Raw genomic sequence first — 16036 nt, forward strand, 5'->3', positions numbered from 1 at the left:
AGTCCGTGCTGGATATCGCGCCGCAAAGTCAGAAATTGACCCGCTCTTTTTACCGTCAGGTTGCCTATACTCCACGCAGGACTGAACGAGGAAGCCGACCATGAGTACACCCCTGCTGATTGCCCGGACGCGGGATAACGAACAATTTCTTCTGCCCGCAATGGCTAACCGACATGGCCTGATTACCGGTGCCACCGGCACGGGTAAAACCGTGACGCTGCAAAAGCTGGCCGAGTCATTTTCGAGTATTGGCGTGCCGGTTTTTATGGCCGATGTTAAAGGCGATCTCAGCGGCGTTGCCCGGGAAGGGGTCGGCTCGGAAAAGCTCCTTGAACGGCTGAACAACATCGGCGTTACCGACTGGCAACCAGAGGGTAATCCGGTGGTGGTCTGGGATATTTTCGGGGAGAAAGGTCATCCGGTGCGCGCCACTGTCTCCGATCTCGGCCCACTGCTGCTGGCGCGTCTGCTCGACCTCAACGAGGTACAGACTGGCGTGCTGAACATCATCTTCCGCATTGCCGACGATCAGGGGCTGCTGCTGCTCGATTTCAAAGATCTGCGGGCCATTACGCAGTACATCGGGGATAACGCCAAATCTTTCCAGAATCAGTATGGCAATATCAGCAGCGCCTCCGTGGGGGCTATCCAGCGTGGATTGCTGACGCTGGAGCAACAGGGTGCTGAACACTTCTTTGGCGAACCTATGCTGGATATCAAAGACTGGATGCGCACCGACAGCAACGGCAAAGGCATCATCAATATTCTGAGTGCGGAAAAGCTCTACCAGATGCCAAAGCTCTACGCCGCCAGCCTGCTGTGGATGCTCTCTGATCTCTTTGAGCAACTGCCGGAGGCGGGCGACCTGGAAAAACCGAAGCTGGTCTTCTTCTTTGACGAAGCCCATCTGCTGTTCAGCGATGCCCCGCAGGTGCTGCTGGATAAGATCGAACAGGTGATCCGCCTGATCCGCTCTAAAGGTGTGGGTGTCTGGTTTGTTTCGCAGAACCCCGCCGATATTCCCGATAACGTGCTGGGCCAGCTGGGCAACCGTGTCCAGCACGCCCTGCGCGCCTTTACGCCAAAAGATCAGAAGGCGGTGAAAGCCGCAGCGCAGACCATGCGCGCCAACCCGGCCTTTGATACCGAAGCGGCCATTCAGGCGCTGGGGACCGGCGAGGCGCTGATCTCTTTTCTTGATGCCAAAGGCAGCCCCTCAGTGGTCGAGCGCGCGATGGTGATCGCTCCTAATTCCCGGATGGGGCCGATCGGTGACGATGAGCGTAACGGGCTGATTAACCACTCCCCGGTCTATGGTAAATACGAAGACGACGTCGATAGAGAATCGGCGTACGAGATGCTGCAAAAAGGGGTACAGGCCAGCCCGGCGCAGCAGGAGGCCCCCGCCGCGAAGGGCCAGTCCGTTGAGGTCGATGATGGGATCCTCGGCGGGTTGAAGGACATCCTGTTTGGCAGCACCGGCCCGCGCGGCGGTAAACGCGACGGGGTGGTGCAAACCATGGCGAAAAGCGCGGCGCGTCAGGTGACGAATCAGATTGTACGCGGTGTGCTGGGCAGCTTATTAGGCGGACGCCGACGGTAACGCAGGCATCCACGGCGTTCCCAGCGCCGAGCCCTGAACCCCCTGCTCGTTCAGGTAGCGATCCAGCTCCACCATCCCCGTCCAGCGGTTCTCGCACCACAGCGGTGCCAGCAGCGTTGGACGGCGGGCGCTGGCGGAGATGCGGTGATACACCACCTCCGGCGGCGTGTGGCGGATCATCTCTCCGGCCGTCGCCACGTAGTCGTCCAGCTCAATGCCATTCAGTCGCCCGGCTTCCCAGGCTTTAGCCATAATGCTGCCCGTCACGATATGCAGCGGGTGCAGCTTGATGCCGTCGACGCCGGTCTCTACCACGCGGTGCAGCGTTTCCAGGCCGTGATGCTGTTCTTCTCCCGGCAGGCCGACAATCAGATGGGTACAGACCTTCAACCCACGCTCGCGTGCCAGCCGGGTGGTGCGTTGATAGCAGGCAAAATCATGACCGCGGTTGATACGGTGCAGGGTTTTATCGTGGGCGGTCTGCAATCCCAGCTCCAGCCAGATCTCATACCCCTGCTCTTTGTATTCGCTGAGCAGATCCAGCACCGCCTCCGGCACGCAGTCAGGCCGTGTCCCGACGCAGAGCCCGACGATATTGGCCTGGCTCACCGCCTGCTGATACATGGAGCGCAGCACCTGCACTTCCGCCCATGTGCTGGTATAGGCCTGAAAATAGGCCAGATACTGATTTGCCCGGTTAACCCGCGTTGCCTGGTGTGCGAGCTGCGTCGCGATGGACTGGTGTTGCTGCGCTTCGTCGGCAAACGAGGCCACATTACAGAAGGTACAGCCGCCACGCCCGATAGTGCCGTCGCGGTTCGGGCAGCTAAATCCCCCGTGGAGCGACAGCTTATGGACCTTCTGCCCGTAGCGGCGTGAAAGATCCCCACCAAACATATTGACTAATTTCTGTAACTGCATAATCTGATAGACCGCCCCATTGAAAGGGGACAAGCCTGCCATTTTTCACCTCCGACGGCGATGACCTGGATCAATCGTCCCGGCGTGCTTTTATCCTTTGCATAAATACCCAGGATAATTGCAATTTCATTCATCGCCTTTCTAATTACTTTTCCTTATGTTCGGCAGGATTTTTTCATTTATATCGCCTGCGCTGAAAAACAGTGACATCATGCGGGCCTCCACTAATAAGCAGCATTAAATCCTGCTTAAATCGCACTATTTAGCATGCTACCGCTCTAATACCGCTTTCATATAGTGAGTCAGATCACACTCCCCTAACGTCCACAGCAAGGTTACCGGGATGTGAATCTCGCCAAATACCCAATAAAATCAGATTGATACTCTTCCTTTAGCACATTTTTGTATAAATAAGATTGCCATTTGACCTGTGTACGGATTCCCGATAAGTTGGAAATCCGCTGGAAGCTTTCTGGATGAGCAGCCTGCTCATCATATTTATGCAGTAGTTGAGATTCCCTCTGAAGCAAGTCCTCAAACTTGTTTGACCTGTGCGAAAAGGATATTAAGAGGGCGAATGCGAGGTACGCGTATGAAACGCAAACCCCGTCGCCGCGCTCTTGCTGTGCCTGTGCGCCACGGTCCGGAGAGAAGTCCCGAAGAGCCTGGGGAGGTTCACTGATATGTTGTACGATAAATCCCTTGAGAAGGATAACTGTGGTTTCGGCCTGATCGCCCACATAGAAGGCGAACCTAGCCACAAGGTAGTGCGTACCGCTATACACGCACTGGCCCGTATGCAGCACCGTGGCGCTATCCTTGCGGATGGTAAAACCGGCGACGGTTGCGGTCTGCTGCTGCAAAAACCGGATCGTTTCTTTCGCATCGTAGCGGAAGAGCGCGGCTGGCGTTTAGCCAAAAACTACGCTGTCGGCATGCTGTTCCTGAATCAGGACGCGGAAAAAGCCGCCGTATCGCGCCGCATCGTCGAAGAAGAACTTCAACGCGAAACCCTGTCTATCGTCGGCTGGCGCGAAGTGCCCACCAACGAAGGGGTACTCGGTGAAATCGCCCTCTCCTCGCTGCCTCGTATCGAGCAAATCTTTGTCAACGCGCCTGCGGGCTGGCGTCCACGTGATATGGAACGCCGCCTGTTTATCGCCCGTCGCCGCATTGAAAAACGTCTCCAGGAAGATAAAGAGTTCTACGTCTGTAGCCTCTCGAACCTGGTGAACATCTATAAAGGTCTGTGTATGCCGGCTGACCTGCCGCGCTTCTACCTGGACCTGGCGGACCTGCGTCTGGAATCGGCCATTTGCCTGTTCCACCAGCGCTTCTCCACCAACACCGTTCCACGCTGGCCGCTGGCTCAGCCGTTCCGCTATCTGGCGCACAATGGCGAGATCAACACCATCACCGGTAACCGCCAGTGGGCACGCGCCCGTACCTATAAATTCCAGACCCCGTTGATCCCGGATCTGCACGATGCAGCGCCGTTCGTCAACGAAACCGGCTCTGACTCCAGTTCCATGGATAACATGCTGGAACTGCTGCTGGCCGGCGGGATGGATATCGTCCGCGCCATGCGCCTGCTGGTTCCGCCAGCCTGGCAGAACAACCCGGATATGGATCCTGAGCTGCGTTCCTTCTTCGACTTTAACTCCATGCACATGGAGCCGTGGGATGGCCCTGCCGGTATCGTGATGTCCGACGGGCGCTTTGCCGCCTGTAACCTCGACCGTAACGGTCTGCGCCCGGCGCGCTACGTCATCACCAAAGACAAGCTGATCACCTGCGCCTCTGAAGTGGGGATCTGGGATTACCAGCCTGACGAAGTGGTTGAGAAAGGCCGCGTAGGGCCTGGCGAGCTGATGGTAATCGACACCCGCGGTGGCCGTATCCTGCACTCCGCGGAAACCGATAACGATCTGAAAAGCCGTCATCCGTACAAAGAGTGGATGGAGAAAAACGTTCGCCGTCTGGTGCCGTTTGAAGATCTGCCGGATCAGGACGTGGGCAGCCGCGAGCTGGATGACGATACCCTCGCCAGCTACCAGAAACAGTTTAACTACAGCGCGGAAGAGCTGGACTCGGTTATCCGCGTGTTAGGCGAAAACGGCCAGGAAGCGGTCGGCTCCATGGGTGATGATACCCCGTTTGCCGTGCTCTCCAGCCAGCCGCGTATCATTTACGATTACTTCCGTCAGCAGTTCGCGCAGGTGACCAACCCGCCGATCGATCCGCTGCGTGAAGCCCACGTAATGTCGCTGGCCACCAGCATCGGTCGTGAGATGAACGTCTTCTGCGAAGCCGAAGGTCAGGCGCACCGTCTGACCTTTAAGTCGCCGATCCTGCTGTACTCCGATTTTAAACAGCTCACCACTCTGCAAGAGGAGCACTACCGCGCCGACACGCTCGATATCACCTTCGACGTGACCGAAGCGACCCTCGAAGAGACGGTGAATGCGCTGTGTGACAAAGCGGAACAGATGGTGCGTAACGGCACCGTTCTGCTGGTGCTGTCCGACCGTAACATTGCGAAGAACCGCCTGCCGGTTCCGGCACCAATGGCCGTCGGTGCTATCCAGACCCGTCTGGTCGATAAGAGCCTGCGCTGCGACGCCAACATCATTGTGGAAACCGCCAGCGCGCGTGACCCACACCACTTCGCGGTGCTGCTGGGCTTCGGTGCGACGGCGATCTACCCGTACCTGGCCTACGAAACGCTGGCCAAGCTGGTAGACGGCCAGGCCATCGACAAAGATTACCGTACCGTGATGCTGAACTACCGTAACGGCATCAATAAAGGCCTGTACAAGATCATGTCCAAGATGGGCATCTCGACCATCGCCTCTTACCGCTGCTCGAAGCTGTTCGAAGCTGTCGGTCTGCATGACGACGTGGCCGACCTCTGCTTCCAGGGCGTGATCAGCCGTATTGGCGGAGCGGGCTTTAGCGACTTCCAGCAGGATCTGCTGAACCTCTCCAAACGCGCCTGGCTGGCTCGTAAGCCACTGGATCAGGGCGGACAGCTGAAGTATGTCCACGGCGGTGAATACCACGCCTATAACCCGGACGTGGTGCGTACCCTGCAACAGGCCGTCCAGAGCGGCGAGTACAGCGATTATCAGCAGTATGCCGAGCTGGTGAACAACCGTCCGGCGGCCACGCTGCGCGATCTGCTGGCGGTGAACCCGGGCGATACCGCTGTAAGCATTAACGACGTTGAACCGGCCACGGAACTGTTCAAACGCTTTGATACCGCCGCGATGTCTATCGGCGCGCTGAGCCCGGAAGCCCACGAGGCACTGGCAGAAGCGATGAACAGCATCGGCGGGAACTCCAACTCCGGCGAAGGCGGTGAAGATCCGGCGCGCTACGGCACCAACAAAGTGTCGCGCATCAAGCAGGTCGCTTCCGGCCGCTTCGGTGTGACCCCAGCGTACCTGGTCAACGCCGACGTAATCCAGATTAAAGTTGCCCAGGGTGCGAAACCGGGCGAAGGCGGACAGTTACCGGGTGACAAAGTGACCCCGTATATCGCCAAACTGCGCTACTCGGTACCGGGCGTGACGCTGATCTCCCCGCCGCCGCACCACGATATCTACTCTATCGAGGATCTGGCGCAGCTGATTTTCGACCTGAAACAGGTCAACCCGAAAGCGATGATCTCCGTAAAACTGGTTTCCGAGCCGGGCGTGGGCACAATCGCCACCGGCGTGGCAAAAGCCTATGCGGATCTGATCACCATCGCCGGTTACGATGGCGGCACCGGGGCGAGCCCGCTCTCCTCCGTGAAATATGCGGGCTGTCCGTGGGAGCTGGGCCTGGTGGAAACCCAGCAGGCGCTGGTGGCGAACGGTCTGCGTCATAAGATCCGTCTGCAGGTGGATGGCGGTCTGAAAACCGGCCTCGACATCATCAAAGCGGCTATCCTCGGTGCAGAGAGCTTTGGCTTCGGTACCGGTCCGATGGTGGCGCTGGGCTGTAAATACCTGCGTATTTGTCACCTGAACAACTGCGCAACCGGTGTTGCAACCCAGGACGAGAAGCTGCGTAAGAACCACTATCACGGCCTGCCGTTCAAAGTGACCAATTACTTTGACTTCATCGCCCGCGAAACCCGCGAGCTGATGGCGCAGCTGGGCGTGACGCGTCTGGTGGATCTGATTGGCCGTACCGACCTGCTGAAAGAGCTGGACGGATTCACGGCTAAGCAGCAGAACCTGAAGCTGTCCCGTCTGCTGGAAACGGCTGAACCGCATCCGGGCAAAGCGGTGTACTGCACCGAGAACAACCCGCCGTTCGACAATGGCGTGCTGAACGCCCAGCTGTTGCAGCAGGCGAAGCCGTTTGTGGATGAGAAGCAGAGCAAAACCTTCTGGTTTGATATTCGCAACACCGACCGTTCAGTCGGCGCAACGCTCTCGGGCTACATTGCGCAGACCCACGGCGACCAGGGTCTGGCTGCCGATCCGATCACCGCTCACTTCAGCGGCACCGCGGGCCAGAGCTTCGGCGTCTGGAACGCCGGCGGCGTTGAGCTGTACCTGACGGGCGATGCCAACGACTACGTCGGTAAAGGCATGGCGGGCGGTCTGCTGGCGGTGCGTCCTCCGGTCGGCTCGGCCTTCCGCAGCTGCGATGCCAGCATCATCGGTAACACCTGTCTGTACGGTGCCACCGGGGGTCGTCTGTTTGCCGCGGGGCGTGCAGGTGAGCGTTTCGCGGTGCGTAACTCCGGTGCCATCACCGTGGTGGAAGGTATCGGCGATAACGGCTGTGAATACATGACCGGCGGGATCGTCTGCGTGCTGGGCAAAACCGGCGTCAACTTCGGGGCAGGTATGACCGGTGGTTTCGCCTACGTCCTGGACGAAAGCGGTGACTTCCGCAAACGCGTGAACCCGGAGCTGGTGGAAATCCTGGACGTTGAATCCCTGGCGATCCACGAGGAGCACCTGCGTGGCTTGATCACCGAGCATGTGCACCATACCGGTTCCGTGCGCGGCGAAGAGATCCTGGCGAACTGGCCGGCGTTCTCTGCGAAATTCGCGCTGGTTAAACCGAAGTCCAGCGATGTTAAAGCCCTGTTGGGTCACCGTAGTCGTAGCGCAGCAGAGCTGCGTGTGCAGGCGCAGTAAGGAATTCAGATGAGCCAGAATGTTTACCAGTTTATCGACCTGCAGCGTGTGGATCCGCCGAAGAAGCCGCTGAAGATCCGTAAAATTGAATTTGTTGAAATTTACGAGCCGTTTTCCGAAGGCCAGGCCAAAGCTCAGGCAGACCGCTGCCTGTCCTGCGGTAACCCGTATTGCGAGTGGAAATGCCCGGTGCATAACTACATCCCGAACTGGCTGAAGCTGGCCAACGAAGGGCGTATTTTCGAGGCCGCCGAACTGTCTCACCAGACCAACACCCTGCCGGAAGTGTGCGGCCGCGTGTGTCCGCAGGACCGTCTGTGTGAAGGTTCCTGTACCCTCAACGACGAGTTCGGTGCGGTGACCATCGGCAACATAGAACGCTATATCAACGATAAAGCGTTCGAGATGGGCTGGCGCCCGGATATGACCGGCGTGCGTCAGACTGACAAACGCGTGGCGATCATCGGCGCAGGTCCGGCAGGCCTGGCCTGTGCCGACGTCCTGACCCGTAACGGCGTGAAAGCGGTGGTGTTTGACCGTCATCCGGAGATCGGCGGTCTGCTGACCTTCGGTATTCCGGCCTTCAAGCTGGAAAAAGAGGTGATGACCCGTCGCCGTGACATCTTCACCGGCATGGGCATTGAGTTCAAACTCAATACCGAAGTGGGCCGTGACGTGCAGCTCGACGATCTGCTGAAAGATTACGACGCCGTATTCCTGGGCGTCGGCACCTATCAGTCGATGCGTGGCGGACTGGAAAACGAAGATGCTAACGGCGTATTCGATGCCCTGCCGTTCCTGATTGCCAACACCAAGCAGATGATGGGTTACGGCGAAACCGCCGCTGAGCCCTACGTCAGCATGGAAGGCAAACGCGTGGTCGTGCTTGGCGGCGGTGATACCGCGATGGACTGCGTGCGCACCTCCATTCGTCAGAATGCGACGCACGTGATCTGCGCCTATCGTCGTGACGAAGAGAACATGCCGGGATCAAAACGCGAAGTGAAAAACGCGCGTGAAGAGGGCGTCGAGTTCCAGTTCAATATCCAGCCTCTGGGTATTGAAGTGAATGCCAACGGCAAGGTCAGCGGCGTGAAGATGGCGCGTACCGAAATGGGCGCCCCGGATGCCAAAGGCCGTCGTCGTGCGGAGATCGTTGCCGGTTCCGAGTATGTGATCCCGGCCGATGCGGTAGTGATGGCGTTTGGTTTCCGTCCTCACAGCATGGAGTGGCTGGCGAAGCACAGCGTCGAGCTGGACTCTCAGGGCCGCATCATCGCCCCGGAAGGCAGCGAAAACGCCTTCCAGACCAGCAACCCGAAAATCTTCGCCGGTGGTGATATCGTTCGCGGTTCTGACCTGGTAGTGACCGCCATTGCCGAAGGCCGTAAAGCGGCAGACGGCATTATGAACTTCCTCGAAGTTTGATCCTCCCGGATCGGCGAGCCCCCTCGCCGATCCGCCATTACAGATAGACGAGGCTGATCACCGCTTCACCGTCTAACTTAATTGTCTGGCTACTGCTCAACTGATTCGCCACCGTGGCGCTGATCTGCAACGGGATCGTTGCGGAGCTGACCGGCTGCGGGCTCAATGTTCCCCTCTGCACAAAGGTGTAAAAGTAATCCTGGCTCGCAGGGAGCGGTAACAGATCGGTTTTCATCCATGGCCCCTCCAGATTTGCCGCCCCGGCTATATCCACCGCCACGCTGCGATCGCCCTCCGTTGCCGTCACGCCAGCACTATCGATCTGGACAGCGTAGCTGCCGATAGGGTGATTTTCTGCGGTCATGCCAAGACCAAAAAGGCGTTCTTTGTCAGAAATATACTGCCCGCCGTTGATCTGAAAACGCGCCCCCTGCTGACCTTTATCATCGATACCGTAGATCATCGAGGCGGCCCGGTTATCGCGCGCGGTGATAGCGACTGCCGTGGAGGATTCACAGGTAAGGGTTAAGGTCAGATCCCGTGTCCCCAGTTGGGTAAAGGCGTGGGCCGATAAACTGCCGATGCTGCGGGAATTAAAATCCGCTACTCCGTTATTGCTCAGGGTCGGCGTGCAGGCGGCAGCATCGGCGGTGATATCAATGTCGATACTGACGCTGTCCTGCGCCAGCGCAGAGCTGGCCATCAAGGCCGTAAGAAACAGGTAAACCGCTCGCATCATTGCACATCCAGTTTTATGTTCAGGTTGCCGCGCCAGGTCGTTCTGTCGGTAATGGTTCCCGGCTTTATCCGCGAAACAACCGAGAAAGTAACCGAGGCCGTTTTGCCACGGACCTCTTCACCCGTGATAAACGCCAGCCCCTGATTCAGTACAACGTTAAGCTGTTGACTGCCACCCGTACGGGGGATAGCGTCATTCATCTGTACCGTTGCAAGTTGAACCGGCCGATCATCAACATGTGCGTTTAAGGCGATGATCTGCATCTCCCCTTCGCTGCCCAATGAAAACGTGCCGTTTCGCGATAAATCACTGCCCACAAACAGGCGGATGCGCTGCGGTTCGCTACAGACCGCCTGCACCTGGATCTGCTTTTCCGGTAGCGTGATGAATTGTGCGTTGGCCTGCTGCCGTTCGGCAGCACTTAACCGGCTGTAGGTCATCTTTTGCTGGCTGGCGATGAGCTGGCAATCGGCCCAACTCAGGACCGGCACGGCGAACAGCACAGCAAACAACAGAAAGGATCTCATTGGCATACTCCCTTTGCCGTTTCATAGAAGACATCACTCTGTACTTTTTCAGGCAGCGTCAAGACAATGCGACAATGATCAGGCGCCTTCTGGGCGACCAGAATCTGACTGGCAGTGGCGTCGTTCAGGAACACCACTCCCTCGTCGACAGACGTGGTAAGGTAATTACCGCGCTCGTCGGTAATAGCGAGATTTTTCGGCAATTTTTTGCCATCACTGGTACTCACTTCCAGCAGAACGCGACGCTGGGCGATCGCCGTAAACTGCACCTTGCCCACGGAACCACGTCCCTGTTTAAGTACCCGTATGCCATTGCCGACATCCATATTTTTAGGCAAGGTTTCGGTACCTATCTCTATGCGAGACTGGCGCCACGCGTTGAGTGAGGGCAGTACGGCATAGCCGCGATAATCCGTCCATACCGGCCCCTGCGGGGTATCAATTTTTACCCCGGCAACATCCTTATCCAGTGAGACAACCCCGAAGGTTTCGCGTACCGGTAACGGCGAGAACGTCACTCCATTCGCATGAGCCACGATACCGCCCTGCAATGAGCCGGAGTAGTTGCGACGGTTCTCTCCGGCCAGGTTGGCATTCAGCATCACCTGCGAATAGTGCAGATTACTGCTCAGGCCGGCGCTGACACTTCTGTCATCCTCCTGCTGGCCCGCCTCAGCGCCCAACGAATAAAGATTATCGTCAGAGATATTACCGGTAATCGTCGAGCCAAAACGGGAAGTGTTGCCCTCACGCCGGGCATAGGAATTCACACTGCTTTTACCGAGCGGGAAGCTGATATTGAGATAGAAGAGATCGTCCGTTTTTCCGTCGCTATCCTTGCTCAGCTGGTGCTGCCAGTTAGCAGAAACATAAGCAGAGAGAATATCTTTCCCCCAGCCGGCGGTGAAGTATCGTGATTTTCCGTTGCGATTGCGGTTTTTGGTCTCATAGAAGCTGGTGCTAATCGTGCCGATTTTGTTGGTTTGCCACTGCAGCCCGACAGAGTACTCATGCTGTTTTGCCGCTGCGAAATCTTTATCGATGAATTGTGAAAATTCCTGATAGCCCGACGAATACCAGGTTGATGCCGCTGTCACACTAATCCCCAACTGCGACACAATACTGGCTTCCGCACGATAACTCTGTCCCTGACGGGTATGTTTTTTATCGAAGGACTGGTTCATTTTCAGGCTCAGCAGGGTTGCCGCCGTTGGTGAGGTATCGATACCAAGCCCGGCTGCCAGAAATTCTTCAGCCAGAATCATACCCACGTTGGCATTGCTGCCCGGAAGCAGCCGCCACCCGCCAGAAGCACTCGCTACCAGGGGTTTATCGCTGTAATCATCACTGACCCGACCAATAGATAAAAAGAGCCCGGCAGGGTTTCTCATCCGTTGCAAATAGAGAGAAGCAGGAAGTACGACACTGTGCTGGCTGCCGTCGGTTTCGATAACCGTTACGTTGAGATCGCTGGTGTAGTTACGCAGTGAAACATCGGTTAGCGTAAAGGGACCAACGGGTACCAGCGTCGAATAGACCAGGATGCCCTGCTGACGAACTTCAACACGAGCTTGTGACGTATTGGCAATCCCGCTGACGTTAACCGGACTTTCCGACGATCCCAGACTGTTTTCTGGTGAGAATGCGATACCGTATAAACCGGTACCTTCCAGCAAGGTGTTATTCATACTCACTTCGCCCATCCTGGCGGTGGTATGCAAATCTACAAAGGTCCGCTGCATCCATGTCTGGCTGTTTTCACTATTAAACCGCCCCTGCGATTGACTTAACAACTGATGAGTTCGAAGTAACCAGCCCGCGGTATTTATTCCTCCATCCAGCTGAGCCTGAGAATAGTTGCTCCTGCCGCCCCTGTATTCACTGCGGGAAGACATAGCTGAATAATTCAGTACCGCAGCCGTGCCATCCATCGCAAAGTCAGATGCGAACATGTGCTGACGGGTTATTTCGCCCGGAGGAACAATTAATTCAATTAACTCCTGCCCCGGCAGAAGATTTATCACCGCTTCCGGATGGGACTTAAGGTAATCGTAGCAGCCATCATGGTAATCATCTGGCACTCGTATGCTCGCATGCTCCATCAATGCTCGATCGAAGCAGATCTCCCCATCCTGCTGAATTTTCGCTACAAAGTGTCCTTTCTCCAGGCCGTTGACCTTCATGGTCACTGGAGCTGCTCCGGGCATAAAGCGTGATTTATGCGCAAAGTACTCAGATACTCCAGGATCAATGCCCAGCGATTTTAACGTTTCAGTATCAAATTCGATGGCGCCGGTTTCAATGTCAGCAGCCTTTCCCTGGCGCGAACAAAGTAAACTGACTGCACACATGAGCAGCGTTCTTTTAAACATCCTTGTTTCTCTTACACCGTTTATTGTAATGGTGCGATATGACGCTCGCCTTTATATCCGTAACGACTGGCTGGATAGAATTCGATCTGCGTATCAGCTTTATCCGGTAAAGGGACCGTCATGCTGGTGTGTGGGAGTAAATACGTGTTTTTCAGTCGGCCTTGCTGGCCCGAGGGCAATGATTTAAACCCTGTCGTCATCCGAACGACATAATTTGATGGATTGTTAACTATCAGGAAGTTACCCTTTTTTTGCCACTGCAGGTGCTTCCATGGGGCGATATCCTCCGCCAGCCCTGCGGGATGAATAATCACCGGTAAATCCTGACGAATGGTAACAGCCAGCCTCTCCTTACCTTTTTCTTTCGGTGGAATGCCCTCAAAGGTGACCCGTTTCAGTTCCTCTTGCATTAGCGGCTTTTCCATTTGCAGAAGAAAACGCATTCGTTGCACGGCCCCGGCTTCAACGCGTACGACAGGCTGAGAAACAATCAGACGAACAGATTTATTGCTTTCAGGGAGATCAACAATATTGGTGTATAACAGAGCGGGCTTTGAATCCGTATTGGTAATATTCATGCTGGCTTCACCTTTCATAGCATCAACCAGTAATACGGACGTTTCTGGTACCATCCCAGTGGCGAAAGCCTGTACCGAAAAAAACAACAGGGAAATAATAACGCTGCTTTTCATAAAACTCTCAGTAAATATAACAATGAAAATTTAAATTAATTCCCGGAGATAAAGAAAAACCTTTAGAGTAAGATAAAAATAATCTTACCTCGAACGTATAAATTTAAAATAAAGATAATAGCATTTAAAATGCGGTGCGACGTCTGGTTGTACTTTAGCGTATCTTACGCCGCACGCATTTATATTAATGTCTGTTAGAGATAGACGAGGCTCAGCGTTGCATTACCATCGAATTCAATTTCGTCAGAACCCAGAATAGAGGCAGTCTGGACACCGGCGGAAATTTTCAGAGGAAACGATGCATCGGTGAACAGTTTAGGTGTAGAGCTACCGGTATTCGCGACAGTTACGATCCGCGCATTATCAGCAACCTGGAGAGCATTACCCGCTGTACGCCAGGTTCTGCCTTCATCATCCGAGATGACGGTGGCCGTTGAAAGGCCATCCGCAGTAACATTTCCACCATCGATGGAGACACTATAAGCGCCGATTTTGGCATTATTTGGTGCCAGACCCAGACCAAAGCCTACATAGCTTTGGTTAGCAGCCGTGCCGCCAGAGAATGGAGAAACAATATAATTGCTGGCAGACAGTGCTACAGCAGAGCTGCTGCGGTTATCGATCATTTTAAAACCAACCGACGCAGCCGCTTCACAGGAGATTGTGAAGGTAATATCCTTCGAACCCAGTTGAACAAGACCATTTCCCGCTGGAGCGTTATTGATTGTAGAAGCAGCAATCGAACCAAAAGCAACTTCACCGCCATTGCTCAGAGCTGGGGTACAAGCGGCAGGTACGATGGTACCGGTGACTTTTAATGTTGCTTCATTAGCAGCAATTGCCTGAGCAGATACCAGCAGCGCAGCACATACGCCCAGCGCAGATAATGTTTTCTTAAATACGGTCATCACTTTTCCTTAAATATTACTAATCAACAATGGACGTTGTTGAGTATGTCCCTACAAAATAATGAGGTGTGCAGTGAATAGATATATCCACAGACTATTTGTAATAAATAGTGACCGTAAGCATACAAGAAAGCCTTAAATATATCATTTAAGTTCACTACAACATCTATTAACATAGACCAAAACATTCCTTCCATTTATACACAGGAAGTTATGATAATCATGTACTTCATTTTTTATCTTTTGCTTATACGTATATAAGGAATAAGACTATTGATACCGTCTGAAAAAACCAATCACAGCACTAATATATGTTGCTACCAGAAACCAAAAACTGGTTACCCCCGGTAATATATTGCAGCCCAGTATTGATAGATGTTTTATATGTCATCAACATTTTGTATTTTAATATTGTATGAGTAACTATGATAACTCGTAGATGGAGCGATCATTGGACATAAAAAAAGGGCCTGAGGCCCTTTTTTTATTTCACAACGCGCAGTGCCGGACGGCCGCCACGCGGAGGTGGTGTATCATCAGGATCATCATCGTGATCCGGTTTATCCCCGTCGATGATCGACATGACCGTTTCGCTTTCGGTTCCGCCGTTTTCATCATTCAGCGTGGCACCTTCTTCATCGTATGCCGCTTCCGGCTCGAACATGGTGCCTGCGCCGTTTTCACGGGCATAGATGGCCAGTACGGCAGCCAGCGGCACAGAGACCTGGCGCGGCACACCACCGAAGCGGGCATTGAAGCGAACTTCATCGTTCGCCAGCTCCAGACCACCCACAGCTCGCGGGGCAATGTTCAATACGATTTGACCGTCACGTGCATATTCCATAGGAACCTGCACGCCCGGCAACGTCACATCCACAACCAGGTGCGGCGTGAGCTGGTTATCCAGCAGCCATTCATAGAAGGCGCGCAGCAGATACGGACGGCGTGGAGACAGCTGTGACATTTCCACAATCATTAACCCCGGCCGAGACGCATTTCACGTTCAGCTTCTGTCAGTGAAGCCAGGAAAGAGTCGCGCTCGAAGACACGCGTCATGTAGCCTTTCAGCTCTTTCGCACCCGGGCCGCTAAATTCGACGCCCAGAATCGGCAGACGCCACAGCAGCGGAGCCAGGTAGCAATCGACCAGACTGAATTCGTCGCTCAGGAAGAACGGACGCTGACCGAATACCGGTGCAATCGCCAGCAGCTCTTCACGCAGCTGTTTACGTGCAGCATCGGCTTCTGAAGAGGAACCGTTCACAATAACGTTCATCAGCGTATACCAGTCTTTCTCGATACGCTGCATGTACAGGCGGCTTTCACCACGTGCAACCGGGTAGACCGGCATCAGTGGCGGATGAGGGAAACGCTCATCCAGGTATTCCATAATGATACGGGATTCCCACAGGGTCAGCTCACGATCCACCAGCGTTGGTACGCTCTGGCTTGGATTGAGATCGATAAGATCCTGAGGCGGGTTATCCTTTTCCACATGCTCGATCTCAAAACTGACACCCTTCTCGGCCAGCACGATACGAACCTGATGGCTATAAATGTCAGTAGGACCAGAAAACAGCGTCATTACCGAACGTTTGTTGGCAGCGACAGCCATGAAAACCTCCAGGTATATTCAGAATTTTTACTGCTACCAGCCATACAGGCTAGCCAGATGTTTTGTTGTCCATCCCTGAGAATTTCTC

General features: G+C 54.8%; 11 protein-coding genes. 3 read left to right on the plus strand and 8 right to left on the minus strand.

Features of this window, described 5'->3' with window-relative positions; all coding sequences use genetic code 11:
- Window positions 1-100: 100 nt before the first annotated feature.
- Window positions 101-1603, plus strand: coding sequence for a helicase HerA-like C-terminal domain-containing protein (locus G7090_RS20920; RefSeq protein ID WP_166184253.1), 1503 nt, complete (start codon window positions 101-103; stop codon window positions 1601-1603).
- On the opposite strand, the gene G7090_RS20925 is transcribed toward G7090_RS20920, so the two are convergent.
- Window positions 1583-2524: a TIGR01212 family radical SAM protein gene (locus tag G7090_RS20925; RefSeq protein ID WP_166185491.1), complete on the minus strand. Its 942-nt coding sequence runs from the start codon at window positions 2522-2524 to the stop codon at window positions 1583-1585. The genes G7090_RS20920 and G7090_RS20925 overlap by 21 nt on opposite strands.
- A 683-nt stretch (window positions 2525-3207) precedes the next feature.
- On the opposite strand from G7090_RS20925, the gene gltB reads away from it, so the two are divergent.
- Both gltB and G7090_RS20935 read left to right on the plus strand, forming a co-directional pair.
- Window positions 3208-7668, plus strand: a complete 4461-nt coding sequence (gene gltB, locus G7090_RS20930) for a glutamate synthase large subunit (RefSeq protein ID WP_166184255.1) — start codon at window positions 3208-3210, stop codon at window positions 7666-7668.
- A 9-nt stretch (window positions 7669-7677) separates the two neighbouring features.
- Window positions 7678-9096, plus strand: a complete 1419-nt coding sequence (locus G7090_RS20935; protein WP_106994854.1) for a glutamate synthase small subunit — start codon at window positions 7678-7680, stop codon at window positions 9094-9096.
- Between the two features lie 37 nt (window positions 9097-9133).
- Here the strand turns inward: G7090_RS20935 and G7090_RS20940 are convergent, their stop codons facing one another.
- The 7 genes from G7090_RS20940 to sspA all read right to left on the minus strand — a co-directional run bounded on the left by G7090_RS20940 (window position 9134) and on the right by sspA (window position 15948).
- The gene (locus G7090_RS20940) at window positions 9134-9835 is read right to left on the minus strand and encodes a DUF1120 domain-containing protein (protein WP_242685347.1); all 702 of its coding nucleotides are present in this window, start codon (window positions 9833-9835) and stop codon (window positions 9134-9136) included.
- Complete coding sequence (locus tag G7090_RS20945; protein ID WP_166184257.1) at window positions 9832-10362, minus strand: hypothetical protein; 531 nt, start codon at window positions 10360-10362, stop codon at window positions 9832-9834. Before G7090_RS20945 ends, G7090_RS20940 begins: the two co-directional genes overlap by 4 nt.
- The gene (locus G7090_RS20950) at window positions 10359-12734 is read right to left on the minus strand and encodes a fimbrial biogenesis usher protein (protein WP_166184259.1); all 2376 of its coding nucleotides are present in this window, start codon (window positions 12732-12734) and stop codon (window positions 10359-10361) included. Before G7090_RS20950 ends, G7090_RS20945 begins: the two co-directional genes overlap by 4 nt.
- Before the next feature lie 20 nt (window positions 12735-12754).
- Complete coding sequence (locus G7090_RS20955; RefSeq protein WP_166184261.1) at window positions 12755-13426, minus strand: fimbria/pilus chaperone family protein; 672 nt, start codon at window positions 13424-13426, stop codon at window positions 12755-12757.
- A 194-nt stretch (window positions 13427-13620) separates the two neighbouring features.
- Window positions 13621-14334, minus strand: a complete 714-nt coding sequence (locus tag G7090_RS20960; protein WP_166184263.1) for a DUF1120 domain-containing protein — start codon at window positions 14332-14334, stop codon at window positions 13621-13623.
- A 484-nt stretch (window positions 14335-14818) separates the two neighbouring features.
- Window positions 14819-15304, minus strand: coding sequence for a ClpXP protease specificity-enhancing factor (gene sspB, locus G7090_RS20965; RefSeq protein WP_106994896.1), 486 nt, complete (start codon window positions 15302-15304; stop codon window positions 14819-14821).
- A 5-nt stretch (window positions 15305-15309) separates the two neighbouring features.
- Window positions 15310-15948: a stringent starvation protein SspA gene (gene sspA, locus G7090_RS20970; protein ID WP_059307097.1), complete on the minus strand. Its 639-nt coding sequence runs from the start codon at window positions 15946-15948 to the stop codon at window positions 15310-15312.
- Window positions 15949-16036: the final 88 nt, after the last annotated feature.

Source organism: Leclercia sp. 29361 (genome assembly GCF_011290365.1).
Classification (GTDB): Bacteria; Pseudomonadota; Gammaproteobacteria; order Enterobacterales; family Enterobacteriaceae; genus Enterobacter; species Enterobacter tamurae.

Bases quoted from the DNA above. Each gene is read 5' to 3' on its own strand.
- G7090_RS20920 (WP_166184253.1), top strand. From the start codon at position 101: ATGAGTACACCCCTGCTGATTGCCCGGACGCGGGATAACGAACAATTT.
- G7090_RS20960 (WP_166184263.1), bottom strand. From the start codon at position 14,334: ATGACCGTATTTAAGAAAACATTATCTGCGCTGGGCGTATGTGCTGCG.
- G7090_RS20950 (WP_166184259.1), bottom strand. From the start codon at position 12,734: ATGTTTAAAAGAACGCTGCTCATGTGTGCAGTCAGTTTACTTTGTTCG.
- gltB (WP_166184255.1), top strand. From the start codon at position 3,208: ATGTTGTACGATAAATCCCTTGAGAAGGATAACTGTGGTTTCGGCCTG.
- G7090_RS20925 (WP_166185491.1), bottom strand. From the start codon at position 2,524: ATGCAGTTACAGAAATTAGTCAATATGTTTGGTGGGGATCTTTCACGC.
- G7090_RS20945 (WP_166184257.1), bottom strand. From the start codon at position 10,362: ATGAGATCCTTTCTGTTGTTTGCTGTGCTGTTCGCCGTGCCGGTCCTG.
- sspA (WP_059307097.1), bottom strand. From the start codon at position 15,948: ATGGCTGTCGCTGCCAACAAACGTTCGGTAATGACGCTGTTTTCTGGT.
- G7090_RS20955 (WP_166184261.1), bottom strand. From the start codon at position 13,426: ATGAAAAGCAGCGTTATTATTTCCCTGTTGTTTTTTTCGGTACAGGCT.
- G7090_RS20940 (WP_242685347.1), bottom strand. From the start codon at position 9,835: ATGATGCGAGCGGTTTACCTGTTTCTTACGGCCTTGATGGCCAGCTCT.
- G7090_RS20935 (WP_106994854.1), top strand. From the start codon at position 7,678: ATGAGCCAGAATGTTTACCAGTTTATCGACCTGCAGCGTGTGGATCCG.